A 24,914-nucleotide genomic window follows, 5' to 3' on the forward strand; every position below is an offset into this window, starting at 1 on the left:
TTTATTTCCCGCCCGACGTGCGTCGCTGCAACTGATCGCGCAAATTCGGCGGCGTCCCTTTGATAGTCAGGGTATCGGTCGCCGGGTCCCAGAAAATCCGCTCGCCCAGTAGCATCGCATCAAAGTTAATCGTTAACCCGCCGCCGCTGCCGGCATATTTGGTTAACTGGCGTAGCGTACTGCGATCTGCCGGGAAGCTCTCTTCCAGCTCATAGCCTTTTTCGGCGGTAAATTCGCTGAAGCTGACTTCACTGACGCCGGAAAGCTCTTTAGACAGCGATTCCAGCTCAATTTCTTCCCCGGCTTGTAATTGCTCATTGCAGTAGCTGTACACCTGCTGGCGCACGTTCTGACGTTCCGCTTTATCCAACTGCGCTTCTGCGGTGAAATCATCCACTGCCTGCAACAGGCCGCGATTCTGCGCTTTGGCGTTCAACCCTTCGCTGGCGCCGAGGAAATCCATAAAGAAGTCAGCGACCTTGCGCCCTACCCGACCTTTGAGAAACGTCAGATAGCGGGTCGATTGCGGATTAGTTTCCCACTCGGTAAGATCGATACGCGCCACGATATCCGCATGGTTGATATCAAGATAATGCGTCGGGTTAATGTCCAGATTTTCATTGACCCGCATACTACTCAGGTTGTTCAGTACCGTAACCAGCAGATACTCCACCGCCAGGTAACGATAATGGCAGAACAATACAATGCCGCCGTCCGCAAAGGGATATTTCGCCAGTTCGTCACGCAGGCGTCCGGTCGCCGCCCGGCTAAAGGCAAGAAAATCTTCTTCCCCCTGACGTTGCAACCGCAGCGCTTGCGCCAGTTCACTCTCTTCATTAAACAGGCCATACGCCTTATTCTTGGCGCTATAGACCCGATGCAGTTCAGCCACCATCTCGACAACGGTGGTTGTCGGCTCCAGCAATGAATCGCGCAAGACCAGCTCAAGATTTTGCTCATCGCGCTTGATAAGCTGGTGCAGGGCAATCTGGTTGATATCCAGACTCATGATAAACTCTCCTTTAAGACCGGGCGGTATTCAACCACCGCCTGCCGGAAGACGCAAGCAATCGCCCTGTCATTTCAGGCGTTATCCGTAACGCGAATGATTTAGGGGATAAAAATGCAGAAAAAAAACTGTTGCTACGGTAATATGTTGCCCTTTCATGAACAAACAGATTTTGATTTATGCCACAACTCTCCCGCTATAGTGATGAACATGTTGAACAACTGCTGAGCGAACTGCTCAGTGTACTGGAAAAACATAAGGCGCCGACCGATCTTTCCCTGATGGTGCTGGGAAATATGGTCACCAACCTTATCAACACCAGCGTTGCGCCGGCTCAACGCCAGGCGATTGCGAACTCTTTTGCCCGCGCCTTGCAGTCTTCGATTAGCGAAGACAACGCGCACTAAAAAGCCGACTCCGGAGAAACAAGCGACAGGTATGGTAACTCATCGTCAGCGCTACCGTGAAAAAGTCTCCCAGATGGTTAGCTGGGGGCACTGGTTCGCTCTGTTCAATATACTGTTGGCTACGTTGCTCGGCAGCCGTTACCTGTTTGTCGCCGACTGGCCGACAACGCTTGCGGGTCGCATATACTCCTACCTGAGCATTGTCGGGCACTTTAGCTTTCTGGTGTTCGCCACCTATTTGCTTATTCTTTTTCCGCTCACGTTTATCGTGATGTCCCAGCGGCTGATGCGGTTTTTATCAGCCATTCTGGCGACCGCGGGTATGACGTTGTTGCTTATCGACAGCGAAGTCTTTACCCGTTTCCACCTGCATCTTAATCCCATTGTCTGGGAGCTGGTCATCAACCCTGACCAGAACGAAATGGCGCGCGACTGGCAGCTTATGTTTATTAGCGTGCCGGTTATCTTATTGATTGAGATGCTATTTGCGACATGGAGTTGGCAAAAGCTGCGCAGTCTCACGCGCCGCCGCCATTTCGCAAGGCCGCTTGCGGCATTCTTTTTCGTCTCCTTTATCGCATCGCATCTTATCTACATCTGGGCAGACGCTAATTTTTACCGGCCGATTACCATGCAGCGGGCAAACCTGCCGCTCTCTTATCCGATGACGGCGCGACGTTTTCTTGAAAAACACGGTCTGCTGGATGCGCAGGAATATCAGCGCCGTCTGGTAGAGCAAGGCAATCCGGAAGCGGTCTCCGTTCAGTACCCGCTCAGCAATTTGCACTATCGCGATATGGGCACCGGTCAGAATGTGCTGCTCATTACCGTAGACGGCCTGAACTATTCTCGCTTTGAGAAGCAGATGCCGGAGCTGGCTACATTTGCCGAGCAAAACATCGACTTCACCCGTCATATGAGTTCAGGGAATACCACTGATAACGGTATTTTCGGCCTGTTCTATGGCATATCGCCAGGCTATATGGATGGCGTGTTATCCACCAGAACGCCTGCGGCGCTCATTACCGCGTTGAATCAGCAAGGCTACCAACTGGGACTGTTTTCTTCGGATGGCTTCGCCAGCCCGCTTTATCGTCAGGCATTACTGTCCGATTTCTCGATGCCGGCAGCGCAAACGCAGTCTGATGCGCAAACGGCCAGCCAGTGGATAGACTGGCTTGGGCGCTACGCACAGGAAGATAACCGCTGGTTCTCATGGATATCGTTTAACGGTACTAATATTGATGACAGTAACCAGAAAAATTTTGTTAAGCGTTACGCCAGTGCCGCCAGCGACGTGGATGCGCAAATCAATCGGGTTCTGAACGCGCTGCGAGAGGCCGGTAAATTCGACAATACTGTCGTGATCATTACCGCAGGACGCGGCATACCGTTGACGCCGGAAGAAAATCGCTTCGACTGGTCGCAAGGTCATCTGCAAGTACCGCTGGTGATCCACTGGCCGGGGACGCCTGCGCAGCGTATTAATGTGCTTACCGATCATACCGATGTGATGACCACGTTGATGCAACGCCTGTTACATGTCAGCACGCCAGCGAACGAATATTCACAGGGCCAGGACATCTTTACCGTTCCACGTCGTCATAACTGGGTAACGGCGGCAGACGGCAGTACGCTGGCAATCACGACGCCGCAAATGACCCTGGTGCTCAATAATAACGGTCATTATCAGACCTATGACTTACACGGCGAGAAGATCAAAGATCAGAAGCCGCAGCTCAGTCTGCTGCTGCAAGTGCTAACAGAAGAGAAACGTTTTATCGCTAACTGATTAATTATAAATCAGTTAGCACCGTTTCCCCTTGCATTCGCGTTGGAAAGAGGTAGTATTAGCACCCACAAGTCGGCACGTAGCGCAGCCTGGTAGCGCACCGTCATGGGGTGTCGGGGGTCGGAGGTTCAAATCCTCTCGTGCCGACCAAAATTCCTCGAAGAACCAGCCTGTTACGGCTGGTTTTTTTATGCCTGTTTTCTGAACGGGGAAGCAACGGGGAATAATCGGGGAAAAACCCCGACACAAAACATCGACTTTACCGTAAAGTTTCAACTATTCACATCACCGGGCAGTCATCAAACTCCGCGTTCCTGGCATCATTAATGATGTACGTGATAACTCCAAATATTGCGTGTGAAGAATTGTAGCCATCACCATCTTCTGGCAGCGCTTCCTTTCTCCCGTTCTCCAGATTTATCAGGTGGGGCTGAGGGTGAGTTCGGTATCGCTTGATCCTGAATTCCCCATCTATCGCGCATATCAGCAGCGAGCCATCACAGGCTGAAAGCGACGCGTCCACAACAAGTAGCGCCCCCTGGATTATCCCTTCCCTGAAATGTGAACGCGATGCCCGCATGAAATAAGTCGCTGCGGGCTGGCTGATTAGCTGCTGATCGAGGGAGATCCTTGTTTCAACGTAATCACTGGCAGGTGAAGGGAAGCCCATGGCTATAGTCCTCCGTTTGGATTGAACAGCTGAAAGGTACGTCTCCCCTTCCTGCGTTGATACATCGCGGAATGTTGTCACATACCACTCGATCCATTCGTTAGCCTGCTTCATCGTCCAGTTCCAGTTAACCTTGCTCAGTTGCTGGACAAACCGCTGTGTGGTGACGGTCTTCCGGCCATTAGGTTCCTGCTGTATCGAAGCATACCAGGCTATTTCAATATTGATGGTTTGCCCGGAGCAAAAGATATCATTCTGGGAGAATTGACTAAGAGGGTTCACCGGATCTTCCCCGATGCTGATGTTCGGGTTAAACCGATGATGACACTACCGGCGATCAATACTGACGCCAGCAAGCATGAGAAGGAACAGATAAGCCGTACTGTTCAGGAAATGTTTGAAGAGGCTGAATTCTGGTTAGTGAGCGAGTAAAGTTTTTCAATATCCGCCATAGTTACGTTTTGATCGCGCTGTGGCGGATTTTCATTTTCGTAAACGTTCCCTTTTCCCATTCTCAAAATTTACAGGGTGCGATTGCGAATGTGTCCGGTACCGCTTAATCCTGAACTCCTCTCCATCTATGCAAACCAGCAATGAGTCGTCGCGTGGCGAAACGGACGTATCAATAACCAGCAAGATGCGCTGGTCAGTGACCTTCTTTGATGTAGTTGATGTAGTTGATGTAACAGGTCAATTTTAGGTGACGACTTTTATAAAAAAGTCTATCATCCATTATCTTAATTTCGTCTTGTGTGGCACCTTGGAATTATAGGTAAAAAATGATCTACAAGAAATTCAGACTCGATATAAATGGGCTAAGAGCTTTTGCATTGATAAGTGTTGTGCTGTATCACTTCGGTGTACCTTATGTGTCAGGTGGCTTTATAGGTGTAGATGTTTTCTTTGTAATTTCTGGTTTTCTTATGACTGGAATTGTCCTTGAACGCGTAGACCACAAAGGAGTACTTGATTTTTATATTGCAAGATTCCTAAGAATTGTACCAGCTCTGGTATTTGCAATTCTCTTGTTGATGATTTTCGGTTTATTTACACTAAGTACAAATGAATACGAAGCACTTAGCAAGAACGCAATATCGTCTTTACTTTTTTATTCAAATAATTATTACGCAATTCACTCTAGTTATTTCGACTCATCATCAGAGTTCAACTTTTTGCTTCACACCTGGTCACTATCAGTTGAGTGGCAATTTTATATTTTATATCCTTTATTAGTCATTATAGTTAAAAAATTACGGTTTCCTGTTGGACTCTCATTATCTGTAATTTTAGCCATGTCACTTGCAATTACACTTATGCGAGTGACTGGAACCAAAGAAGATATTTTCTATCTTATCCCTACCAGGGCATGGGAAATGCTGGCTGGCGGCCTTGTATACATAGCATCTGTACGTTACAAAATGCCAGAATGGATAAAGCATTGTGAGGTTTATGGGATAGTCCTCATTGTTGTTGCTGTTGTTATACTGCACAGTAATGGTTACTGGCCAAGCTATTCAGCACTCGCTCCCGTGCTGGGTGCTTCGATGGTTATTCTGGCTAACAAACAGAACTCTTTATTCACATCAAACAGAATTGCACAGTGGGTGGGTAAGATTTCTTACTCAGTTTATTTATGGCACTGGCCTGTAATTGTAGCGATGAAACATTATGATATTGAGTTCAGCGCTATAAATATTTTCTTTGGTGTAATTGTGTCTTTTGCGCTTGGGGATATTTCATACAGAACAATTGAAAACACGCTCAGGAAACGAGTTAAGCTACAATTTAATATTGTATTATTTTCCTCTACTCTGGCTCTATGCTTGTTTGTCATGTTCACAAAAGGTGTTAGTTTTAGATTTTCAGACACCCTAAAGCAAGTCGTTGAGTATCGTATGGACAACTCTCCCTGGAGGCCTGATATTTGCTTCCTCAATCCAGATCAAGATTATTCAGCATTCTCAAAATGTCAGGATAAAATGACTGAAAAGTCTTTTGTTGTATGGGGTGACTCGCATGCCGCACATCTTATGCCAGGGCTGAAATCGGTATTTGGAAATTCACTTAACATTACGCAGAGAACTGCAAGCTTGTGCCCACCAATCATTGGGCTTCAAAAAGATGACAGGCCGTATTGCAAAGACATCAATGATATGGTAGCCAAGGAAATTTCAGACAACAAGCCTACTACGGTATTAATGTCCGCGTTGTGGCCTGTCTATCCTATGCGTGATTATCTGCCTGAGACTATTAAATTCCTGAAGGATAACAAAGTAAAAAACATCATCATTGTTGGCCCGTTCCCGGTTTGGAAGAAAACGATGATTGATACTATTGAGGATATGGGGATTAATTCCGGAAGGACCGTTCCATGGAGCATGACGGATGAAACCCGTAATCTGAGAGATAATGACAAATATCTTAGAGAGCTGGCGAAAGAGCATTCCCTTACTTATATTTCACCACTTGAGACTATGTGTACAGAAAGTTATTGCAAAGCAATAATAGGGAATAGAATTGCTTACCCTATACAATATGACAATGCGCACCTAACACCAGAAGGCTCAGGGTGGTTTATTGAGGAAGTGAAAAAGCAGATTTCAAAATAAACAGAGGGGCTTGCCCCTCTTTTTATTTTATAAAACTACAACAATAATGCAAATTATTTTATGTGTATAGCTTTTCTGATGGGGCATGCTATATTTTGTGCAACCGATGTATCAACCGCTTTCAGCGCATCGAGATAATCCAGCCACAGATTGTACTGCGCCAGTTCGTCGCCCGTCAGGCGCCCGAGCGCCGCTTTGCCCGGCCACCGCCTGCTGTTCATGTGCTCGTTGGCCTGATCGATTCTCTTCTTCTTTTCCTGATTTGCGGCAGAAATTAAATCATCTTGCGTTGGAGGTGGAATACAAACCCAGGCAATACGTCCATTTGATGAACCGAGATACATTCCCTTTGGTGGAGTTTTCATATAATACTTATCAACTTCTTCATCGGTCAGAGCATAAAAATCATTCGACCACAACCCACTGGCCTTATAAGCTGGAATGTTCTCCTCTGAAAAATATGTGTTTGATGTCGAGGAAAAACATATTATGCTCATGTCAATACCCCATGTAAATTACAGATATGGAATTATCGCCACCGGATGGATTAAATATACGAATAGCACCGTTGTTCTCAATCAAATATGTTGGGGATATCGTAATATCACCTTGTGCATCCTGAGGGGTAAGCGTGGCAGCCTTGAATACATAAGGAAATGTTGTTGGTAATGGAAAAACATACCCTGAAGGGCTATTCCCGGGAACAAAGCAATTTAAAGCCTGAAAGATTGCGCCACCGGGCAGAGAGGTATAGATCCCGGCAGGGTTGTCCCTGAGAACAAATGAAGAAATGTCCGGGTTCTGATTCGCGCCGTTGCCCACGTCCCGTTGTGCGGCCGATTTCAATTGAACGTTTCGAGCACATGATTTTTATCTATTTATTCAGATATTCCGGCCAGTTAATATCAGGTGCAACATCTAGCGCCAGTCGGCGCAGCTTTGTTCGGTATTCACGTAGCGCAGTGAGTTCGGACAATTCAGCAGCCGTTATATCGCCATCGTCCTGAGCTTCTACAAGCTGATTGATTTTTGCTGTGACCGACGTCATACGCCTGTCGCGCTCTGCCGTAGCTAAAGCAACATAATCAATCTGAACAGGGGCAATAACGCCGTTGCTGTAGGTAAAATTCCCAGGCTGAAAACCATCGGGAATATCAGTATCAGCGAATTCCACAACAGAGCAATTCAGCGGAAATAGCTTAGTCGCATCTTTATCCGCAGCAATAATCAGCCCTGTTTTGTCATACTGGATTTTCAGCGTATCGGGCTGGAATAACTTCTGTAACACATACCAGTCAACACCTGATTCATCCTGGATAAACTGAATACTGCAATTCTCTGATAATTTCTGCTGAACAAGGGTTAATTCCGTTGTTTTAGTGAAATTTTTAAAATGCCTCATTTTTATGCTCCCACCGTATACCACTGGCCATTCACTTTAAGCTGTAACAGGCGTCGTTGGATCCTGTCTGGTGTATCGTTCGAGTCTCCATTCTCAACACCTGTAATGACGTAACCTAACTGGTCTGCAAATCCGGGCGAACGATATAAGTTTCCATGCTCAACGGCACCGAATCGAATTGACTGAACATACCCACTCAGCATGTCAGTTGTAGCAAGGAATACACCAGACCCATCATCATGAAGCATAAATGGCTTTGTTTTGTCGTTCTGGTACACACCAACCATGGTGATGTACTGACGCGCTGGCTTAGAAGCCACAAACGCGCTCAGCCAGCCCGGTCCGCTACCACCGCCCCATATATCACCGTATACATCGCCATTTTTGTTGAATATCGCACTTCCAGCCTGCAAGTTTTCAGCAGCTGCGATAACACCGAGTCGGGTGCTGATATATGCCCGGATAGCCAGGTCTTCTGAGTTCTGAAATCCGATACCATTCCATGACTTAATGTTCAGATTGTTACCATTAAAACCTGCACCATCAACGTCACCTTTAGCCATCCCACCAGTGCCATCCCCAACCGTAACCAGGGTATCGCCACGCATATTTGGTGCAGAAATACCCCCCGTAAAGGCGCCCCCCTCCAGCATCGCCACTTGACGCCATGAGGTAATACCCGTTCCTGTTCCGTGACCAAACAATACGTTATTGCCACTGACTGCAAGAACATCCACAACAGTGGTCGGACTTACCACCTCGCTAAGGGTAATAATTTGCCAGAAACTTACCTGGTCTGGCGCGTCGGGGGCCTGATGCGCACGCATAAACTGACAGCCTGTAGCCGCACGCGCGCCGATTGATGTTCGGTCAATTGCGTCACTGACAAACGTTCCCGCGAGGAATCGCCCGTCACCTTTAAAAAGAACGTCTACTAAACCAACGTTCTGGAGAAACAGCGGCTTATTCGGGATGTCCGCGCCATTCTGATTTTTTTCAAGACGGGTTTTAACCTGTTCATAGATCAACCTGCCAATGGCGGCGTGAAGCTGCGTATGTTCGCCTTTACTGAGTGGTATGCCGGCGGCTTCAATAACAGTACAGACCTCTTCCTGGACTGCATCCCACATATCACTGTTGAGATCCGTTGCGCGGCGGCCCGTGGCGGGATCACCATTCGTAAATCCGTTTTTCCCCTGACCAAATTTATCTTTTTGCGCAGTGGGCGTATCAATTCTGTGCATTCTCTTTTCCTTCCGGATAAGCAAAAACAACAACCGTATGTGACGGACAAAGCTTATCAATCACACATTCAGCAACAGTATCGCCCCACGTTCTGATCGCAGAATCGCAGGTGCTTGTACAGGTCTGCCATCCAGCAGACGGGAAAAACGGGTAATCTCACGAATCACCACACCATCCTCGTCCTGGTACCATTCCTCTCCGTCGCGGGCGACGCGAAATGCAAAAGAGGACTGGTTGATATCCCCGCGCTGCATTGGTGCCAACACCAGATCACGGATTGTCTGAGTTTCTGGCGCGGTGATGTCATAACGCAGCCCCCGCTCATCAACCGTCAGTGCCAGCGTGCCCGCACTTCTGCGACCCAGGATAAAATTGGGGTCATGGTTGAACAACGCCCGTACATCGTCATTCAGCACTTCATCAAACGCACCGGGCCGGATGATTTCGCGAAACGAACCGAAAATCAGTTCAGAACGACTGTCAAAGACCGAACCATACCCGATGATCCGGCTGGGCTCGCTGTCGTGCGTTTCTGCGCGCACCTCGCCGCTGTAACAGCGAATTTCACGTTCACTCATCTTGAGTGTTCTCCTAGATTGTGGTTTTGGCTGGCCGGGAGGCGTTGACGCTGACCAGCATTTCATCAAGGCCGTCTTTCGGATTCATGTCCTCAAACGCGCGTGCTTCGTTGCGGCTCATCCATCCGACATACTCAAGAGCAGATGCAAAGGTCAGTGTCAGAGCGCCACAGAGCAAAATCTCGAGCATTTTTCGCTTCCAGCCGCCACCACTGCCAAAATAGGCGATGCGCAAACCAGCCATAACAATCGACATAATGACTGCGCCCAGCGGTGTGTCTCCACGCCACCAGCTCTGTAACAATTCAAGTAAATCAGGCCAGGTATTTGGGTTATGAGGCATTTGTAGTTATCTCTCACCTCGCTGATACAGCAGGTGCAAATTGAGGGAATACCACGTACCGCAAATCAGAAGCGGAAACGTAAAAGAAGCCGAGCCAATCGATAACTGCGGGATAGGCCAGGCCCAACGAATCCCAGGCCCAGAAACGACAAAACCCGCTCGACGGCGGGTTTAAGCTGCGTGGCAAAGTAACCACTCTTAGCAGATTACAAGAATTTTTGCGGACCGCGTTAATGATTTTTAATCCCAAAGTCGTATTATGCGTTTTTTACTGTAGGAGTTAACAGGCTTATATTATGTTAGAAACACTATCATTCACTGAACGTGACGAGTTCCAACGAAGAAACATCGCTGAAAATATCATCAAATTGCTAAAACCAGAGGCAGACATTTCACCACTGGTAATAGACGGTGCATGGGGGACAGGGAAATCAGAATTTAGTATCAAACTGAAGAATCTCATTATCGAGCAAGAAACTGAGTCTAAAGTTGTCTATGTTGATGCCTTTAAAGGGGATCATGCAGAATCTCCATTACTTCTAATAACATCAGCTATTGCGAGCATTTTGCCGGAGGAGGAAAAACAAAACTTCATTAAGAGATCTCTTCCTGCAATTCGATTTGGTTTAAAAACTGTACTAAAAGCTGGTGCAGGTTGGTTTTTACGACAGGAGGCTAGTGAAGTTGCCGAAGAATTCCAAGATGCGATGAAGAAAGCAAGCAATGCAGCAATAGATGGGACTATTGAAAATATACTTGAAGACCACATGGAATCAGAGAAAAACATAAACTCTCTAAAATCTTGCATTGAAGATATATCAAACAAGCAAAAGATAGTGATAATTATTGATGAATTAGACCGATGTAAGCCAAGTTTTTCAACAAATATCATTGAAACAATAAAACACATCTTTGATATCAATAACGTATTTTTTATTTTAGTTACAAACACTGAACAACTAAAAGCATCTATAAATCATATTTATGGTTATAGCATTAACTCACAAAAGTATCTTGACAAGTTTATAAAATATACCATTACTCTTCCAGACACATGCTTAATAAATGGGCATAACGTATGTAAAACCTCGGTTATATATTGGGATCACCTTGTAGGTGAAACTACATTACTAAATAAAATCAACAGCTTAGTTGGTAGCTTTATTTGTGATTTAATTCAACGAACCAACTTATCCTTACGTGAAACACAAACCTTTTCACGCAATCTTAACATTTTCCGACTGTTAAACGACAATGAGTGCAAAAGCAATGATCCTTTTATAAATATGATCGTTGTCGTAGCTGTCTTCATACATTGTTTTGGTGACAAGGAAAAACTAAAACAAGAAATTACCGCTGAATCTATATCTTATTTAGCAGACCTGCTTAACATAAAAGAAATACCTTATTCTTATGAGAGAAGATCGCAAATCCCTGAAATATCAATTATATTCTTCGGAATAATTAAAGACAGCATTACTCTTAATGAGCGATTTGCCCCTAAAAGTGATGAGGAACTTAAAAAGTTCACAAATGTTTATACTGATTATGAACACCTAAAATTTTGGAGCACTACTCCCAGAGAGTTAATGATAAAATATATTAATCAAATGTCATTCATCCAGTAAATAATACGCCCCTGCATGGGGCGTATTATTAAACGTCCATATCTAATGTTAGATCCAGCATTGAAAGGCAGCCATCAATAAATCCTTCGGCTAACTGTATTTCTATACGTACCAATTTCTCATCCTTCCCACGCACCTTTGCAATCTTACGCTTGGATATTCTGTATAAATAATGTGCCACAAGAAGCGAATGCTCATCAGGCCTTTTTTGCTTTAAACGAGCAAGACACCCCTCAACAATTAATGCGTCATTATCAGAACAAGCCACACGTGTCTTGCAGGTATAGGGAAGAAGCCCTTTAAACCCAGCAGCTATAGGCGAATAGTCCACTCCTGAGCTATCACTCGCCGCCCATGCCCCCCAACGCTCAAGAACCATCTGAATATCACGCATCAACTTTCTCCACCAAATCAGGCCAGCACGCCAATTGCCAGCGCGCGATCGATAAAACGAAATATCAACTCCAGTTGAGAGCCGTATTTCTCTTCGAATGCCACGGTGTCCGCATGTAACTCATTGTGATGCGTTCTGCACAACGGCAGCACAAAGAGGTCATGCGCCTTTGTTCCCATCCCTCCCTGACCGTAGCCTATCAGGTGGTGCGGATCATCCGCCTGCTTCCCGCAGCAGGTGCACGGCTGGGATTTAACCCAGCGGGTATATCTCTCATTGACCCATCGACGGCGTTTCGGACGTAACATGAAGCTTTCCGGCGATTCCGGATCAACCCTGAGCGCCAGTACCTTTTTCGCCTTATCCTGTACAATGCTGGTGGCCAGCACCGAGGGAACAATTTCACTTTCACGGGTAGCTGACTGGACAATTGCCTTCGGCATCCTTAATGCTTTTCTCGCAGCGCTCTCCGGTAAGACTTCTGCCAGGTTATTGCGTACCATCCACCAGCACAGTTCCGGGAGAGTAACTGCGTGCATATCGTCAAAACCCAGATCACGACAAACAACCGATAAAACCCATTTTGTCGTGTTCTCCACAGCTATTGATTTCAGCCGTTCCGTAAACTGTTCGCGCAGCAGGTTATCGCAGTGCCAGCACAGTCGGATTGCCCCCGGAGCGTGGCGCATGGTTGTCATCTGTTCGCTGTGCCAGTCTGAATGCGGCCACTGACAGCCATTCCCCCGGAGTAGCCAGCTTTCCAGACTATCCAGACCACCAGCACGATAGATAACCGACTCATTACAGAACACATCACGAACAGCAGGATCATCCGCCAGCGGCTGTGATACCGCCGGGACCGCGCCGCTGGCGAAAGATGAAAATTGCTCCGGCTCTGGTTCAAGCAGAACACGCCCCTGCATAAACAGGGGCATCAGTTCCGATCCCGGCCTGAACAATACAACGCCCATACGAGGAGCAATTTCAGGGGTCAGTAACGCTCTCACGATCACCTCAATGAACGGTATCGAGCAGCTTCAGCAGCTCAGGGAATTTGGACTCGAAGAAATGCGGCTGCGTCTCGCGAGGGTTTGCCGGGCTGGTGATGTTTTTGCCGAACATGCAGCCTTTTGCCGTCAGCGACCAGAATTTTTTAATGCCGTTAATCGCGGAGCGACTGTAACGCTCACGATGTTCAACAACACCCAGCTTTGCTAACTGCTGATACGCCTGATTAGCCGTCATCCGGATATTTCACCTGTACATCATCCGTACTGTCTGATGTTGTTCGTCCGGGAATATCTTTGTCGCACCGCACCTCATTCACCTGGTGCATCAGTTACGACGCCACTGAACGTTCAGATAGCTCCCCAGCATCTCCTCCACAAGAGGTCGCAGGCCATCCAAAAATGTCTTTTTCGCGCTCTCCATCGCTCTTGCTCCGATAGTGCGCTCTGCATCGGTATTACCGACCAGCCCAGACGGTCTCAGCTCTGTGTCAGACAGCATCCGGTACGTTTCCTCATAATCCGATATTTGCTTTTCACGAAGCGCGTTAACGCGTTCCGGCGCTTTGCGCTCCAGCACTCTGTGTAACGGCCCCCACTGCAGTATCCACTCCCTGAACTCGCTTTTTTCAGCGGCTTTCACCTGAAGCTCCGCGTCCTGAAGGTCTGTAACCGTCACGCCGGATACGTCAAAGAAACGCATTTCTGACGTCACGCTGGTCAGCCCGAGTGATTTCTTCAGCTTATTCTGATACGCCAGCCAGACCTCAATTTCATCAACGAGAGCCAGCGTTCTGACCTTTTCCCGGGCAATCTGTTCCAGTTTTCCCAGACGGAACATCTCACGCCCCGTGGCAACCAGCGCCGCGAGATCGTTATCGTATTGCCCTTTTTCTGCATTATGTACCAGCTGTACGTTCTTCATCTGGTGCAAAAAAAATGTGACCCGGTCCTCGCAGCTTGAGGTTGCCTCTGTTGCCATAGCAAAGGTGTTTGCTCTTAACGCCTCATCTTCAGCCAGTTGTGCCAGCCAGGACGATATCTGTGCCTTAAACCCCGCGTCCTTTATGAAGTTTTCCGTCTCACTCAGTCTGTCCAGGAAGAGGCTGAATGCGTCGGCGTTATCTTCCTGTCCGAACATATGCCATCTGTCTGCAGGAGCCGGTTCCCCCTCCCGGGCAGGCACCAGCCAGTCAGCGGCCGCCAGGTGCAGTGCCCGAGTTTCCCGGGGGGCGGAGGCTCCCGCCATATCGAATCGTATTATGGGGCCTGAATAGCCAGGCGCGCTGGTGATCTCCCGCAGCGCCTGCAAAGTACGTTCAGACAGTGGGTTCCCTTCCAGATTTACGGTTGTCTCTGAAGACAGATGAATGAGACTTTCCGGCAGGCGGGTCAGCTGGTTACGATAGACCGACAGCGACAGTAGTCCTGACGGCAGCATCGGCAGGCTGGTCAGCCGGTTACCAGATACCATCAGCTCCTTCAGTTCTGACGGCAGCACCGGCAGACTGGTCAGCCGGTTACCAGATACAATCAGCTCCTTCAGTCCTGACGGCAACGCCGGCAGGCTGGTCAGCCGATTATTATAGGCCCACAGCTTATATAATTCTGACGGCAGCGTCGGCAGGCTGGCCAGTTGGTTATCAGATACCGACAGCTCCTGTAGCCCTGACGGCAACATCGGCAGGCTGGTCAGCTGGTTATTATAGGCCCACAGCTTACATAATTCTGACGGCAGCGCCGGCAGGCTGGCCAGTTGGTTATCAGATACCGACAGCTCCTGTAGCCCTGGCGGCAACACCGGCAGGCTGGTCAGTTGATTACCAAAGATCCACAGCTTACATAGTCCTGACGGCAGCGCCGGCAGGTGGGTCAGCGGGTTACTAAAGATCGACAGTTCCAGTAGTCCTGGCGGCAGCACCGGCAGGCTAGTCAGCTGGTTACCAGAGACCTCCAGCGTCCGCAGTTCTGGCGGCAGCGCCGGCAGGCTGGTCAGATTATTATCAGGAATAACCAGTGTGGTAATATGCGCGGGTAAACAGTCTGGCAAGGTGGTAAGACCTGATTCTCCCACGTTAAGCACTGCATTGCCATTATTCAGGCAGGCACGCATTTTCTGTACCACTGCTGCACGGCCGCGTGACTCTTCTGCGGGTGCAGCCCTTCTCCACGCTGACCAGACAGCATCATACTCTGCTGGCGTCTGTGGAGCCGTTGTGGCAGGGAGGAAGGATGTCCTGAATGTCCCGGATGCCCCTTCCGCGTGTCCTGTGCCCTCCTCACCCTGTGCTGTGTCCAGGGTGAGGCGATGTGTTTCACTGTACCCCTGGCAATTTACGGTATAGTTCCCGGCATCATCAAGGGTGACTGACAATATCTCCTGACTGTCTTCATCCAGAATACAGAAGTAATTTTCCCCGTGCTGGCCGGAATGAATGCTTTCCTCCCATCCGGCATACGCGAGCGTCCTGAGCAGTTCAAATCTGTTGATCACATCCTCCCGCGTCGTTCCGGCCGGCGGGTGACAAATCGTCCAGATGCACTCCAGCGCTTCAGTCTGGTGCGTTGAGCAAAAAAATTCCTTCATTTTTTCCCAGGAACTCATTTCAGGGGGGGTATCAGACCAGGCAATACGATAAATGCGGCGATTACTGATGGTGGCGGGAAGACATCCGCTTCCAATATGAAAGGGCATAACAAAAAACCTTTATAAATTTACATATAGTATCTGTCCGGCAGACATCATCTCTTCCTGGTCTTAATTTCACAATAAGGTTATCGGCGGATTCATGGTCGTCCTGACATGGCGGGCTTCAGAAGGTGCAGAAGAAAAATCCGTTATGATGACCGGATGGCGGGACTGTCATTTTACAGCTAAAGTGTCGATTTTTTCAGGGTCGCTTTCCACGATGACCAGATCATCCGGTATCAACGCCCGGGCGTTCAATTTTCGATTCTGCCTGCCTGCGCAGCTCTTCCGGCGAATAAACCCTTTGAACGACTTTACCGTCTTTAAACTGCCAGCAGCATGAATATCAGCGCGACGGTTTTCATCCGTATCAGGCAACTCTGCAACGCTCTGGCCAGCAGGCCACAGCCCGGAAACATCACGCGTAATACACGTAATAACATCGTTATCGTCGTAGGTAATTTTCAGCGTGTCTGCTGAAAATAATTGCTGGCACCCATACCAGTCCTGACCATCCTCTGATTTAAGATACGCCGCATCGGCGAATAATGTGTCATCTGGTTCCGGTGCATACGGAATGAAATTTTTAATATTTAAAAACTGTTTGTTCTTTTTATTTTTTTTCCGCTGTCATAATTATTCCTTCTTATACACTTGGGGCTGTCACCCACGTATCACCAACCAGATACTGAATGGGACGTTGTCACCCGAATAGTCATCGCGCCACGCACTCCCATTACCTCAATCACTGCGCCAGCGAGACAGATATTACCGCAGCCAGTATCCGTGATGATTTTGTTATAAGCGTAAGACCAAGAGCCACGACACATCCAGTAAGGGTGATTGAATGCGCCCTGAGACTCCAGCCAGACGATAAACTCCGCCGTCGTCCACGGATTATCATCACAGCCGATAATAACTGCGCCATCAAACGCTCGCGCGGCACCGATACGACGCACAAACAAATCCTTGTCCGGAATATCGCCGCCATTCTGTGATTTTTGTAATGCATCGGCGGCACGACTTATGGTTTCTCGCAAACCAACGTATTCGATAAGACCGTCAACACTTTTTCCTGACAGCGCCGTCAGGGTTTCGTCCAGCGGCTGCTTGCCCGCCAGTTTATTCAGTACCGTGGTGGCAAAGTTCGGATCATTTCCCAACGCGTCAGCCAGTTCCTGCAGGGTGTCCAGTGGCTCCAGTACGGAACCAACCAGCGCGGCAATCAGTTTGCGGACAAACTCCGCGTTTGTTGTCTGAAGCCCTTTAGCATCGCCTGGCGGCGTCGGTGTGGTCGGCGTTCCAGTGAATGCCGGGCTGTCCAGCGGCGCTTTGGTCCGTACCTCACCCATAACGGTTTTTACCGCCTTTGGTGTGGCCGCCAGCGCTTCGCTGTCACTGTCCGTGGCACTGCTTAATTTAACGATACCTTTTTTCGTCAGGCTTGCATCTTCCAGGGAAATCACGTCTGCGATATCCTCGGCCCGTTTCGCGGCCTCTTCGGCTCAGGTTGCCAATTCTCCGGCTGCAGCTCTGCTTTGCGCTGCCAGTGATGCGCTGGTATCAGATGCGGCGGCGTGGGTGGATGCCTCCGATGCTGATGACTAGGCGGCTGCCGCCGTTCTGGCTGTGTCAGCCGACGCCGCGCTGGCTGATGCCTCCCCGGCTTTTGTGGTCGCCGTACCTGCGCTGCTCTCCGCAGATGCTGCGGATGAAGCTGCCGACCAAAATTCCCCTTGAAAACCAGCCTGTCAGGGCTGGTTTTTTTATGCCTACAATTAAAAAGTTAGCTGATGCCAGAGACGTTATTTTGCATGAACTGATTTTGCATGAACTGATTGGACATCTTTCCTGTGCAGTGGTCACAGTAAAGTCAATGCAGGCAACTAACGTAAACCATGTTTGTACTAAAACAGAAAAAGCGCATCTACACCCTATACTGGAAAAAATGTTTGCAGTGGCAGGTAAATGAGTAAGCAATCTGTCGCAGCAATAATAAAACGTTCTGGTAAGGTAAACGGCCTACCACGCCTTTGTCGCTAACAATTAGCCTCCCTGTCGCCATAGGGTCGATAACGATCGGCTATTCACAACACGTTTTGTAGACAACGTACGGTGATTAATTACTCCTTCAGCCAGCAACTCGCTAATTGTTATTCAACTTCAGAAATTATAACTAATTGAAGCACCTACAAAATTATGCCCTGAATTTTTATCCGTAAGTGATCCATTCGAGAAATGCCGGATATAAGCTTCTGTAGAAAAAGCCCCAAAGTTCCAGCCAAGAAACGCTTTTTCTCCAAAGGTAAATGCAGAATTGACACGCATATCATCTCGCGACTTAGATTTTATATAAGCCCCCAGACCAATACCGGTATAGATACCAGCGAAATGAACCAGCGCCACATCCTTCGAGATACCCAATACGCCCTGGTTATATTTATTACAGGGAACGCTGCCAGAATGTTTACTGCAATCATCGCTACCCTTAGCCTTAAATCCTCCTAACTCCAGATTATTTCTTGCCTGTAAAAAGAAAAAATCGCTGGGTTCACTGTATGTCAGAAAAGCCGTATATAAGTGCTCAACCCCTCCTCTTCTTATACTTTCTCCCGCAGCAAAAGAGATCTGATGCTTGTTGCCCTTGCCAAAAAAAACATTATCATTAGCAGAACATGCGAATGCACAAGGTAATAATAGATATATAAATATTCTCTTCATATACACTCCACCACCATTTCAATGTCAATAGTTATTTTTAACCGGCTAACATATTTAAAATTTTCTACGCCACGCTTACGCTCACAGAAACGGCTGATATAGCATCCACACTACGTTCTCCCCTTGAGTCGCCCCAACGGGTGCTCAAAACGCCGCGAGTGTTGTTCAGGCACATCCAGGATAAGTTATAAGTGAATGACACTCATTTCTGACCACATTTTCATTTATGATAAGAATATCGTCAGAATCTCTTTATCGCATAAAAATACCTCTGCTATTGACTTAATATTTAATTTAACAGATGTCGCGGTTTATTCGTTCTGCTCAGATGTATTTCATTGACATTAATAAAACCATAAATAAATTCAGTTAAAATAATTTGTTAATAATGACAAGCTTTAGACGCTATGACTTTTAATAAGAAATTTCCTGCCAGTAAAGATAGTCTGGACTTACGGGTGCAAGGGCGCAGCAACATATGCCACACTTCTGTTATGTCACATTGTCCGAAAAAAGCGTCCAGACCAGTATTCAACTTCAGGGAGTATTCTGTTTTCTCTCACAACGGGTTGTTTTATCCTTTCTATCGTTCAGCTAATTACTCGCCTGTCACAGGTTTTACTACTTACCCATGCACTAATTAGGGTAAAATTTACGCGCTTGACAATGTGGCAAATCTGGACGATTTCCGCGCTGAAAACAATAATCATTCTAATAAAACTCAGGAGATACAGCATGCCTGAAGTAACACCTTTTCAGGTGCTTATTGTGGACGACCATCCACTTATGCGGCGAGGTATTCGTCAATTACTGGAACTGGACCCGGCTTTTCATGTCGTTGCCGAAGCGGGTGACGGGGCGAGTGCGATCGATCTGGCGAATCGCATTGAGCCCGATCTGATCCTGCTGGATCTGAATATGAAAGGTCTGAGCGGGTTAGATACCCTGAACGCGCTACGCCGGGATGGTGTGACGGCGCAAATTATTATTCTTACCGTCTCGGATTCCGCCAGCGACATCTACGCGCTGATCGACGCCGGCGCCGACGGTTATCTGCTCAAAGATAGCGATCCGGAAGTGCTGCTGGAGGCCATTCGCAAAGGCGCTAACGGCGGTAAAGTCTTTAGCGATCGGGTCAATGAATATCTGCGTGAGCGCGAACGGTTTGGCGCGCAGGAAGATCCCTTTAGTATCCTGACCGAACGAGAGTTAGATGTCTTGCATGAGCTGGCGCAGGGGCTTTCTAACAAACAAATTGCGTCAGTACTGAATATTTCTGAGCAGACGGTTAAGGTGCACATTCGTAATCTACTTCGCAAGCTAAACGTGCGCTCGCGCGTCGCGGCGACCATTCTATTTTTACAAACACGCGGAATGCAGTAACAAGCCAGGCCCGGTGGCGCCGCGCCACCGGGCCGTCAGGGTCTTATTTCTCCTGCGCCAGCCGGATACTGCGCTCTATCACCGCCCGCCGGGCGTCACCCGCCGGCAGTAACTTCAGCATCATCTCCCAGGCCGCCACCGCCTCGCCAAAGCGCTGCTGCTCAAAGGCGCTGAACGCATACAGGCTTAACACCCGGATATCCGTGTGGTCGCGGCTCACCAGCTGACGCAGCAGCTCCCCGCCGCGGCGGTTATCCTCCGGGTCGGACGAGCGCGTCAGCGCCTCCGCGTAGCCCAGCGCCGCATCGCGGTTTTTCGGGTCCAGACGGTAAGCGTTTGCATAGGCCCCGGTGGCGGTACCGGCATTACCCAGTACCATACCGGTGCGCCCCAGCATGAGCCAGCCCTCAACATTGCCGGCATCATTCTGCAGGCGGGTGCGCAGCCCCAGCGCCAGCCGCGCCATCTCCTCCTCATTCAGCGGCTGCGCCTGCGGGTCCAGCGCCCGCGCCAGCAGTCCCGGCGTCTGCGCCGTTGCCTGCTGCCAGGCCCTCACCTGCGGATAGCTGCCGGTCTGTGAGTAACTGATGGCGGCCACGACCAGCGCCATAACCACGCCCGGCACGTAAGCACCCCACCCGGCGCGCGGTCCCGCCGCAGGAATGGCGTCGGCCAGGACGTCCTGTCTGATACGCACCCGCCGGCGCGTGCGGGCGACGATTATCCACCCGCCCGCCACGATGGTGGCCAGCGGCAGCACCCACAGCAGCACCGTCAGCGGGGTCAGCGGCGGGTCGTAGGTGACGAAGTTGCCGTAGCGCGCCACCATGTAATCGATGATTTCCTGGCGGCTCTTCCCCTCCTGCATCAGGTCATACACCCTGCGGCGCATGTCGGTGGCTATCATCGCGTTCGAGTCCGCAATGCTGTTGTTCTGGCATTTCGGGCAGCGCAGCTGCTCCGTGAGCTGGCGGAACTGCTGCTCCTGCGCTTCATCTTTAAACGGCATCACGTCGGTGGTCGCCCGCGCTGACCCGGCGATAACCAGCACCAGCATCAGCATCACCATGCCCGGTAACAGTCTCATTGCGCCGCCTCCCGGCTGTATCTGTCCCACAGCGGTTTCAGTTCACTTTCCCATACCCGGGCATTCAAATCGCCCGCATGGCGGTAGCGGATAATCCCCCTGCCGTCGATGAGGAAGGTTTCCGGCGCGCCGTACACGCCCAGGTCCAGCCCCAGCATCCCGTCGCTGTCCGATAAACTCAGCGCATACGGGTTGCCCAGTTCCTTTAACCAGGCCACCGCCTTCGCCCGGTCGTCCTTATAGTTCAGCCCCACCACCCGGATACCCTGCGCAGAAAGCTGGTTCAGGTACTGATGCTCGGCGCGGCAGGTCGGGCACCAGGTGGCCCAGACGTTAAGCAGCACCGGTTTCCCCTGCGTCAGCACCTCCGCCTGATAGTACTGACCCGGCGTCTCCAGCGATTCCAGGCGGAACGCCGGCACCGGCTTTCCGGTCAGTGCCGATTCGAGATTCGTCGGGTCATCCCCCTGCGCGTTGCGCGCCAGCTGCCACAGCAGCGCCGCGGCAATCAGCAGAAAAATCAGCAGCGGTAATAACAGTACGTTGCGTTTCATCCGGCCTCCGGCAATGGTTTACGGCGGCGGTAGCGCGGGTCCGCCAGGCACAGCAGCCCGCCCAGCGCCATCAGCAGTCCCCCGGCCCATATCCAGCGGACAAACGGTTTGTAGTACAGGCGCACGGCCCACGCGCCGTTGTCCAGCTCCTCCCCGAGCGCGGCGTACAGGTCGCGGGTCAGCCCGCCGTCAATCGCCGCCTCGGTCATCACCATCCGGCTGGTGTTGTAGAGCCGTTTCTCCGCGTGCAGCACCGCCTCCGGCTCGCCGTGGCGCGTCACCCCGATGAGGGCCACCCCGCCGCGGTAGTTGGGCCCGGTGATGTCCCGCACCTCCCGGAAGGTGAAGCGGTAGTCGTGAATGGTCACGCTGTCGCCCGCCCGCATCCGCACGTCACGCTCCACGCTGTAATTCTGGCTGAAGGCGATGCCGGTAATCGTCACCGCCAGCCCGAGGTGCGCCGCCACCATTCCCCAGTAGCTGAGAGAGGTTTTCGTGCCGCGGGACACGCGCTGTACGGCTTCGGCCACCGCCAGCACCGCAATCCAGCAGGCCATCGCCATCCCCACCGCCGTCATGGCGATGATTTTATCTTCCAGCAGCCATGGCAAAAGTACCGACAGCACCAGGGTGGAGACCAGGGCGGTGAGCAGCAGCGTCCTGATGTTACGCGGCCGGTCCCGGCCCCAGCGCACCAGCGGCCCCACCCCCAGCAGCAGGGCAAAGGGGACCATCAGCCAGGTGAACATGGTGTTAAAGAACGGCTCCCCCACCGAAATGCTGCCCAGCCCCAGCTGTTTGTGCACCAGCGGCAGCAGGGTGCCCAGCAGCACCACCAGCATGGCGGCCATCAGCAGGACGTTGTTGCCGAGCAGCAGCGACTCGCGCGACCACAGCGCGTTGTTCACCCGCGAACGCACCCTGTGCCCGCGCACGGCGAACAGCAGCAGCGAGCCGCCGGTGACCAGCACCATAAAGGCGAGGATAAACATCCCGCGCGCCGGGTCGGAGGCGAAGGCGTGCACCGACACCAGCACCCCGGAGCGCACCAGGAAGGTGCCCAGCAGGCACAGCGAGAAGGCGCAGATGGACAGCAGCAGCGTCCACGCCTTAAAGCCGGCGCGCTGTTCGGTGACCGCCAGCGAGTGCAGCAGGGCGGTGCCCGCCAGCCACGGCATAAAGGAGGCGTTCTCCACCGGGTCCCAGAACCACCAGCCGCCCCAGCCCAGCTCGTAGTAGGCCCACGCCGAGCCGAGCACGATGCCCAGCGTCAGGAACACCCACGCCGCCAGCGTCCACGGGCGGGCAAAACGGGTGAACGCGCTGTCCAGACGCCCGCTCAGCAGCGCGGCGATGGCGAAGGCGAAGGCCACCGAGAAGCCGACATAGCCCATGTACAGCAGCGGCGGGTGGAAAATCAGCCCCGGGTCCTGCAGCAGCGGGTTCAGGTCGCGCCCCTCCACCGGAAAGGCCGGCAGCGTGCGGGCGAACGGGCCGGAGGTGAACAGGATGAACGCCAGAAAACCGGCGCAGACCATCCCCATCACCGCCAGCACCCGGGCGACGATATCCGCCGGCACCTGCCGGCTGAACACCGCCACCGCCAGGGTCCAGCCGCTCATCAGCAGCACCCACAGCAGCAGCGAGCCCTCGTGCGCCCCCCAGGTGGCGGCCACCCGGTACCACACCGGCAGCTGCGTGTTCGAGTTGCCGGCGACATAGGCCACGGTGAAGTCGTTAACCACAAAGGCGTGCACCAGCACGAAAAACGCGCCCGCCACGCAGATAAACAGCAGCCAGGCGAACACCCCGGCCGACGCCATCATCCGCGCGTCACCGCGCGCCACGCCCCACAGCGGGTAAACGGACAGCAGCAGCGCCACGCCGAGCGCCAGGCACAGCAGCGCGTGGCCGTATTCAGGCATCATGATGAGGTGTCCTTATCAGCGCGTTGCGGGCGGCGGTGGTTTTCCTGCATCGCCTTTTCCACTTCCGGCGGGGTGTAGTTCTCGTCATGTTTGGCCAGCACCTCGTGCGCCAGGACGTGGTTGCCCTTCTCCAGGGTGCCCTGCACCACCACCCCCTGCCCCTCGCGGAACAGGTCCGGCAGTATCCCCTCATAGCTCACCGTCACCGACCCTTCGGCGTCGTAGAGACTGAAGTTCACCTTCAGCGAGTCCGGGTCGCGCCTGACACTGCCGGGCATCACCATCCCGCCGACGCGCAGGCGCTGGCCCGCCGCCGGCAGCTGCTGCGTCTCGCGCTTGCCGTAGAGGATTTCGCCGGGGGTATAGAACAGGTCGATATTCGCGCGCAGCGCGTACAGGACCAGGGCGGTGGTCAGCCCCAGGCCCGCCAGCACCGCGCAGACCACCCATAGCCGGTTTTTACGTCGCAGGTTCACGCGGCCTCCTGTTGCGCCTGTGCGGCACGCATCCGCGCCTCGCGCGCCCGCTGCTGCGCCACGCCGCGCAGAATGGCCCGGCGCTGCAGCACCGTGTGCAGCGCCAGCAGCGCCAGCGGCGCCACGGTCATCGCCACCGCCAGCCAGACAAAAAAGGCGTACCCGCCCATGGCGAAAAAATCGCTCCACGATGAAAATGCCGGACTCACCGGTGCCCCCTTTTCAGTATCAGTTCGCTCACCCACGGGCGGCGTTTTTCCATCAGTAAAATCAGGTTGCGCATCCGCATCAGCGAAAGCGTCATAAAGAGCAGCAGGTAGCCGGCGATGGCCCAGCGCAGCGGCGAGCGCATCGCCGGGTCGATACTCTGCTGCATCCGCGTCGAGCCCTGGTGCAGGGTGTTCCACCACTCGACGGAATAGTGGATAACCGGCAGGTTCACCACGCCGACCAGCACCAGAATGCCCGCCGCGCGCCCGGCCATTTTACGGTCGTCAAAGGCGTGCCACAGGGCGATGACCCCGGCGTAGAGAAACAGCAGCACCAGCTCCGAGGTCAGGCGCGCGTCCCACACCCACCAGGTGCCCCACATCGGTTTGCCCCACGCCGCGCCGGTGACCAGCGCGATGAAGGTGTACACCGCCCCCACCGGCGCCATCGCCGCGACGGCAAGGCTGGCCATTTTCATCTGCCAGACCAGCCCGGTGAACGCCGCCACCGCCATCGCCGCATAGATACCCATCGACCAGATGGCCGCCGGGACATGCAGGTACATAATGCGGTAGCCCTCCCCCTGCTGGTAGTCCGCCGGGGCGAAACCAAAGCCCCGGACCCAGCCCGTGGCCAGCACAATGATGCCGGCCGCCGCCAGCCACGGCACGAGCCTGCCGCAAATCTGATACAGCCGGGGCGGCGCCGCCAGCTGATGAAGGGTTTTCCACATAGTCGTCACCTGACCTCCTGAAACCAGTAAAATGTCCGTCGCGCCGGGG

At 51.7% G+C, this 24,914-nt stretch carries 26 protein-coding genes, 1 tRNA gene and 25 other annotated features; of the genes, 8 read left to right on the forward strand and 19 right to left on the reverse strand.

Going from position 1 to position 24,914, the window contains the following annotated elements:
* Position 1: 1 nt before the first annotated feature.
* The gene (gene yejK, locus STM2226; RefSeq protein ID NP_461170.1) for a nucleotide associated protein occupies positions 2–1,023 on the reverse strand. Within the gene, positions 2–1,009 belong to an annotated coding region; the region does not span the whole gene.
* Positions 1,018–1,023, reverse strand: a ribosome-binding site (putative RBS for yejK; RegulonDB:STMS1H002364). Its footprint overlaps the gene before it by 6 nt.
* A gap of 152 nt (positions 1,024–1,175) precedes the next feature.
* Positions 1,176–1,181: a ribosome-binding site (putative RBS for yejL; RegulonDB:STMS1H002365), on the forward strand.
* Between yejK and yejL the strand changes: the two genes are divergently transcribed.
* The 3 genes from yejL to STM2229 all read left to right on the forward strand — a co-directional run bounded on the left by yejL (position 1,176) and on the right by STM2229 (position 3,350).
* The gene (gene yejL / locus STM2227; RefSeq protein NP_461171.1) for a putative cytoplasmic protein occupies positions 1,176–1,416 on the forward strand. Within the gene, positions 1,189–1,416 belong to an annotated coding region; the region does not span the whole gene. Its footprint overlaps the feature before it by 6 nt.
* Positions 1,417–1,429: 13 nt before the next feature.
* Positions 1,430–1,435 (forward strand) — a ribosome-binding site (putative RBS for yejM; RegulonDB:STMS1H002366).
* The gene (gene yejM / locus STM2228) for a putative hydrolase of alkaline phosphatase superfamily (RefSeq protein ID NP_461172.1) occupies positions 1,430–3,208 on the forward strand. Within the gene, positions 1,448–3,208 belong to an annotated coding region; the region does not span the whole gene. Its footprint overlaps the feature before it by 6 nt.
* 68 nt (positions 3,209–3,276) lie before the next feature.
* A tRNA-Pro gene (locus tag STM2229) sits at positions 3,277–3,350 on the forward strand.
* A 138-nt stretch (positions 3,351–3,488) separates the two neighbouring features.
* On the opposite strand, the gene STM2230 is transcribed toward STM2229, so the two are convergent.
* Positions 3,489–3,998 (reverse strand): putative peptidase gene (locus STM2230; RefSeq protein NP_461173.3). Within the gene, positions 3,489–3,992 belong to an annotated coding region; the region does not span the whole gene.
* Positions 3,993–3,998 (reverse strand) — a ribosome-binding site (putative RBS for STM2230; RegulonDB:STMS1H002368). It overlaps the preceding gene by 6 nt.
* 21 nt (positions 3,999–4,019) lie before the next feature.
* Here STM2230 and STM2231 point away from each other — a divergent pair.
* Together STM2231 and oafA are read left to right on the forward strand one after the other, a co-directional pair.
* Positions 4,020–4,310, forward strand: coding sequence for a ssrB-regulated factor (locus STM2231; protein NP_461174.1), 291 nt, complete (start codon positions 4,020–4,022; stop codon positions 4,308–4,310).
* A 342-nt stretch (positions 4,311–4,652) separates the two neighbouring features.
* Positions 4,653–4,658: a ribosome-binding site (putative RBS for oafA; RegulonDB:STMS1H002369), on the forward strand.
* Positions 4,653–6,487, forward strand: a protein-coding gene (gene oafA, locus STM2232) for an acetylation of the O-antigen (LPS) (protein NP_461175.1). Within the gene, positions 4,658–6,487 belong to an annotated coding region; the region does not span the whole gene. (Overlaps the previous feature by 6 nt.)
* Before the next feature lie 53 nt (positions 6,488–6,540).
* On the opposite strand, the gene STM2233 is transcribed toward oafA, so the two are convergent.
* From STM2233 to STM2237, 5 genes are all read right to left on the reverse strand, one after another.
* Positions 6,541–6,997 (reverse strand): putative cytoplasmic protein gene (locus STM2233; protein ID NP_461176.1). Within the gene, positions 6,541–6,984 belong to an annotated coding region; the region does not span the whole gene.
* Positions 6,992–6,997, reverse strand: a ribosome-binding site (putative RBS for STM2233; RegulonDB:STMS1H002370). (Overlaps the previous gene by 6 nt.)
* A gap of 364 nt (positions 6,998–7,361) precedes the next feature.
* Positions 7,362–7,894 (reverse strand): putative tail fiber assembly protein gene (locus STM2234; protein ID NP_461177.1). Within the gene, positions 7,362–7,889 belong to an annotated coding region; the region does not span the whole gene.
* Positions 7,889–7,894 (reverse strand) — a ribosome-binding site (putative RBS for STM2234; RegulonDB:STMS1H002371). Its footprint overlaps the gene before it by 6 nt.
* Positions 7,892–9,145, reverse strand: a protein-coding gene (locus STM2235; protein ID NP_461178.1) for a hypothetical protein. Within the gene, positions 7,892–9,133 belong to an annotated coding region; the region does not span the whole gene. The genes STM2234 and STM2235 overlap by 3 nt, the downstream gene beginning before the upstream one ends.
* Positions 9,140–9,145 (reverse strand) — a ribosome-binding site (putative RBS for STM2235; RegulonDB:STMS1H002372). It overlaps the preceding gene by 6 nt.
* Before the next feature lie 48 nt (positions 9,146–9,193).
* Positions 9,194–9,719, reverse strand: a protein-coding gene (locus STM2236) for a hypothetical protein (RefSeq protein ID NP_461179.1). Within the gene, positions 9,194–9,712 belong to an annotated coding region; the region does not span the whole gene.
* Positions 9,714–9,719: a ribosome-binding site (putative RBS for STM2236; RegulonDB:STMS1H002373), on the reverse strand. It overlaps the preceding gene by 6 nt.
* A 6-nt stretch (positions 9,720–9,725) precedes the next feature.
* Positions 9,726–10,062 (reverse strand): putative inner membrane protein gene (locus STM2237; RefSeq protein ID NP_461180.1). Within the gene, positions 9,726–10,055 belong to an annotated coding region; the region does not span the whole gene.
* Positions 10,057–10,062 (reverse strand) — a ribosome-binding site (putative RBS for STM2237; RegulonDB:STMS1H002374). Its footprint overlaps the gene before it by 6 nt.
* Positions 10,063–10,345: 283 nt before the next feature.
* Positions 10,346–10,351: a ribosome-binding site (putative RBS for STM2238; RegulonDB:STMS1H002375), on the forward strand.
* Here STM2237 and STM2238 point away from each other — a divergent pair.
* Positions 10,346–11,683, forward strand: a protein-coding gene (locus tag STM2238; protein ID NP_461181.1) for a hypothetical protein. Within the gene, positions 10,352–11,683 belong to an annotated coding region; the region does not span the whole gene. It overlaps the preceding feature by 6 nt.
* A gap of 28 nt (positions 11,684–11,711) precedes the next feature.
* Here STM2238 and STM2239 read toward each other — a convergent pair.
* The 5 genes from STM2239 to STM2243 all read right to left on the reverse strand — a co-directional run bounded on the left by STM2239 (position 11,712) and on the right by STM2243 (position 17,246).
* Positions 11,712–12,090 (reverse strand): hypothetical protein gene (locus tag STM2239; protein ID NP_461182.1). Within the gene, positions 11,712–12,080 belong to an annotated coding region; the region does not span the whole gene.
* Positions 12,085–12,090, reverse strand: a ribosome-binding site (putative RBS for STM2239; RegulonDB:STMS1H002376). (Overlaps the previous gene by 6 nt.)
* 4 nt (positions 12,091–12,094) lie before the next feature.
* Positions 12,095–13,093 (reverse strand): putative cytoplasmic protein gene (locus STM2240; protein NP_461183.1). Within the gene, positions 12,095–13,084 belong to an annotated coding region; the region does not span the whole gene.
* Positions 13,088–13,093: a ribosome-binding site (putative RBS for STM2240; RegulonDB:STMS1H002377), on the reverse strand. (Overlaps the previous gene by 6 nt.)
* Positions 13,094–13,412: 319 nt before the next feature.
* The gene (gene sspH2, locus STM2241; RefSeq protein NP_461184.1) for a Leucine-rich repeat protein occupies positions 13,413–15,784 on the reverse strand. Within the gene, positions 13,413–15,779 belong to an annotated coding region; the region does not span the whole gene.
* Positions 15,779–15,784 (reverse strand) — a ribosome-binding site (putative RBS for sspH2; RegulonDB:STMS1H002378). Its footprint overlaps the gene before it by 6 nt.
* 163 nt (positions 15,785–15,947) lie before the next feature.
* Positions 15,948–16,155, reverse strand: a protein-coding gene (locus STM2242) for a putative tail fiber protein of phage (RefSeq protein NP_461185.1). Within the gene, positions 15,948–16,151 belong to an annotated coding region; the region does not span the whole gene.
* Positions 16,150–16,155: a ribosome-binding site (putative RBS for STM2242; RegulonDB:STMS1H002379), on the reverse strand. Its footprint overlaps the gene before it by 6 nt.
* A gap of 292 nt (positions 16,156–16,447) precedes the next feature.
* Positions 16,448–17,246, reverse strand: a protein-coding gene (locus tag STM2243) for a putative tail fiber protein of phage (protein NP_461186.1). Within the gene, positions 16,448–17,239 belong to an annotated coding region; the region does not span the whole gene.
* Positions 17,241–17,246 (reverse strand) — a ribosome-binding site (putative RBS for STM2243; RegulonDB:STMS1H002380). It overlaps the preceding gene by 6 nt.
* Positions 17,247–17,535: 289 nt before the next feature.
* Positions 17,536–17,541: a ribosome-binding site (putative RBS for STM2244; RegulonDB:STMS1H002381), on the forward strand.
* On the opposite strand from STM2243, the gene STM2244 reads away from it, so the two are divergent.
* Positions 17,536–17,745, forward strand: a protein-coding gene (locus tag STM2244) for a virulence protein MsgA-like protein (RefSeq protein NP_461187.1). Within the gene, positions 17,542–17,745 belong to an annotated coding region; the region does not span the whole gene. It overlaps the preceding feature by 6 nt.
* A gap of 191 nt (positions 17,746–17,936) precedes the next feature.
* On the opposite strand, the gene STM2245 is transcribed toward STM2244, so the two are convergent.
* Positions 17,937–18,506 (reverse strand): putative outer membrane protein gene (locus tag STM2245; protein NP_461188.1). Within the gene, positions 17,937–18,500 belong to an annotated coding region; the region does not span the whole gene.
* Positions 18,501–18,506, reverse strand: a ribosome-binding site (putative RBS for STM2245; RegulonDB:STMS1H002382). (Overlaps the previous gene by 6 nt.)
* 710 nt (positions 18,507–19,216) lie before the next feature.
* Positions 19,217–19,222: a ribosome-binding site (putative RBS for narP; RegulonDB:STMS1H002383), on the forward strand.
* On the opposite strand from STM2245, the gene narP reads away from it, so the two are divergent.
* Positions 19,217–19,877 (forward strand): response regulator in two-component regulatory system with NarQ (or NarX) gene (gene narP / locus STM2246; protein ID NP_461189.1). Within the gene, positions 19,230–19,877 belong to an annotated coding region; the region does not span the whole gene. It overlaps the preceding feature by 6 nt.
* A gap of 43 nt (positions 19,878–19,920) precedes the next feature.
* Here the strand turns inward: narP and ccmH are convergent.
* The 6 genes from ccmH to ccmC form a co-directional block, all read right to left on the reverse strand.
* Positions 19,921–20,975, reverse strand: a protein-coding gene (gene ccmH / locus STM2247) for a putative heme lyase subunit (RefSeq protein ID NP_461190.1). Within the gene, positions 19,921–20,964 belong to an annotated coding region; the region does not span the whole gene.
* Positions 20,961–21,529, reverse strand: a protein-coding gene (gene ccmG, locus STM2248; RefSeq protein NP_461191.1) for a heme lyase/disulfide oxidoreductase. Within the gene, positions 20,961–21,518 belong to an annotated coding region; the region does not span the whole gene. The genes ccmH and ccmG overlap by 15 nt, the downstream gene beginning before the upstream one ends.
* Positions 20,970–20,975, reverse strand: a ribosome-binding site (putative RBS for ccmH; RegulonDB:STMS1H002384). Its footprint overlaps the gene before it by 6 nt.
* The gene (gene ccmF / locus STM2249; RefSeq protein ID NP_461192.1) for a cytochrome c-type biogenesis protein occupies positions 21,515–23,460 on the reverse strand. Within the gene, positions 21,515–23,446 belong to an annotated coding region; the region does not span the whole gene. Before ccmF ends, ccmG begins: the two co-directional genes overlap by 15 nt.
* Positions 21,524–21,529 (reverse strand) — a ribosome-binding site (putative RBS for ccmG; RegulonDB:STMS1H002385). (Overlaps the previous gene by 6 nt.)
* The gene (gene ccmE / locus STM2250; RefSeq protein NP_461193.1) for a periplasmic heme-dependent peroxidase occupies positions 23,443–23,933 on the reverse strand. Within the gene, positions 23,443–23,922 belong to an annotated coding region; the region does not span the whole gene. The genes ccmF and ccmE overlap by 18 nt, the downstream gene beginning before the upstream one ends.
* Positions 23,455–23,460, reverse strand: a ribosome-binding site (putative RBS for ccmF; RegulonDB:STMS1H002386). It overlaps the preceding gene by 6 nt.
* Positions 23,919–24,143, reverse strand: a protein-coding gene (gene ccmD / locus STM2251) for a heme exporter protein C (protein ID NP_461194.1). Within the gene, positions 23,919–24,131 belong to an annotated coding region; the region does not span the whole gene. Before ccmD ends, ccmE begins: the two co-directional genes overlap by 15 nt.
* Positions 23,928–23,933: a ribosome-binding site (putative RBS for ccmE; RegulonDB:STMS1H002387), on the reverse strand. It overlaps the preceding gene by 6 nt.
* Positions 24,128–24,885 (reverse strand): heme exporter protein gene (gene ccmC / locus STM2252; RefSeq protein NP_461195.1). Within the gene, positions 24,128–24,865 belong to an annotated coding region; the region does not span the whole gene. The genes ccmD and ccmC overlap by 16 nt, the downstream gene beginning before the upstream one ends.
* Positions 24,138–24,143 (reverse strand) — a ribosome-binding site (putative RBS for ccmD; RegulonDB:STMS1H002388). (Overlaps the previous gene by 6 nt.)
* Positions 24,880–24,885 (reverse strand) — a ribosome-binding site (putative RBS for ccmC; RegulonDB:STMS1H002389). (Lies within the gene ccmC.)
* Positions 24,886–24,914: the final 29 nt, after the last annotated feature.

The organism is Salmonella enterica subsp. enterica serovar Typhimurium str. LT2 (assembly GCF_000006945.2).
Taxonomy (GTDB): Bacteria; Pseudomonadota; Gammaproteobacteria; order Enterobacterales; family Enterobacteriaceae; genus Salmonella; species Salmonella enterica.

Excerpts from the sequence above, each read along its gene's own strand:
- yejK (NP_461170.1), bottom strand. The coding sequence starts at position 1,009 with ATGAGTCTGGATATCAACCAGATTGCCCTGCACCAGCTTATCAAGCGC.
- yejL (NP_461171.1), top strand. The coding sequence starts at position 1,189 with ATGCCACAACTCTCCCGCTATAGTGATGAACATGTTGAACAACTGCTG.
- yejM (NP_461172.1), top strand. The coding sequence starts at position 1,448 with ATGGTAACTCATCGTCAGCGCTACCGTGAAAAAGTCTCCCAGATGGTT.
- STM2230 (NP_461173.3), bottom strand. The coding sequence starts at position 3,992 with ATGAAGCAGGCTAACGAATGGATCGAGTGGTATGTGACAACATTCCGC.
- oafA (NP_461175.1), top strand. The coding sequence starts at position 4,658 with ATGATCTACAAGAAATTCAGACTCGATATAAATGGGCTAAGAGCTTTT.
- STM2233 (NP_461176.1), bottom strand. The coding sequence starts at position 6,984 with ATGAGCATAATATGTTTTTCCTCGACATCAAACACATATTTTTCAGAG.
- STM2234 (NP_461177.1), bottom strand. The coding sequence starts at position 7,889 with ATGAGGCATTTTAAAAATTTCACTAAAACAACGGAATTAACCCTTGTT.
- STM2235 (NP_461178.1), bottom strand. The coding sequence starts at position 9,133 with ATGCACAGAATTGATACGCCCACTGCGCAAAAAGATAAATTTGGTCAG.
- STM2236 (NP_461179.1), bottom strand. The coding sequence starts at position 9,712 with ATGAGTGAACGTGAAATTCGCTGTTACAGCGGCGAGGTGCGCGCAGAA.
- STM2237 (NP_461180.1), bottom strand. The coding sequence starts at position 10,055 with ATGCCTCATAACCCAAATACCTGGCCTGATTTACTTGAATTGTTACAG.
- STM2238 (NP_461181.1), top strand. The coding sequence starts at position 10,352 with ATGTTAGAAACACTATCATTCACTGAACGTGACGAGTTCCAACGAAGA.
- sspH2 (NP_461184.1), bottom strand. The coding sequence starts at position 15,779 with ATGCCCTTTCATATTGGAAGCGGATGTCTTCCCGCCACCATCAGTAAT.
- STM2244 (NP_461187.1), top strand. The coding sequence starts at position 17,542 with ATGCCTACAATTAAAAAGTTAGCTGATGCCAGAGACGTTATTTTGCAT.
- narP (NP_461189.1), top strand. The coding sequence starts at position 19,230 with ATGCCTGAAGTAACACCTTTTCAGGTGCTTATTGTGGACGACCATCCA.
- ccmH (NP_461190.1), bottom strand. The coding sequence starts at position 20,964 with ATGAGACTGTTACCGGGCATGGTGATGCTGATGCTGGTGCTGGTTATC.
- ccmG (NP_461191.1), bottom strand. The coding sequence starts at position 21,518 with ATGAAACGCAACGTACTGTTATTACCGCTGCTGATTTTTCTGCTGATT.
- ccmF (NP_461192.1), bottom strand. The coding sequence starts at position 23,446 with ATGATGCCTGAATACGGCCACGCGCTGCTGTGCCTGGCGCTCGGCGTG.
- ccmC (NP_461195.1), bottom strand. The coding sequence starts at position 24,865 with ATGTGGAAAACCCTTCATCAGCTGGCGGCGCCGCCCCGGCTGTATCAG.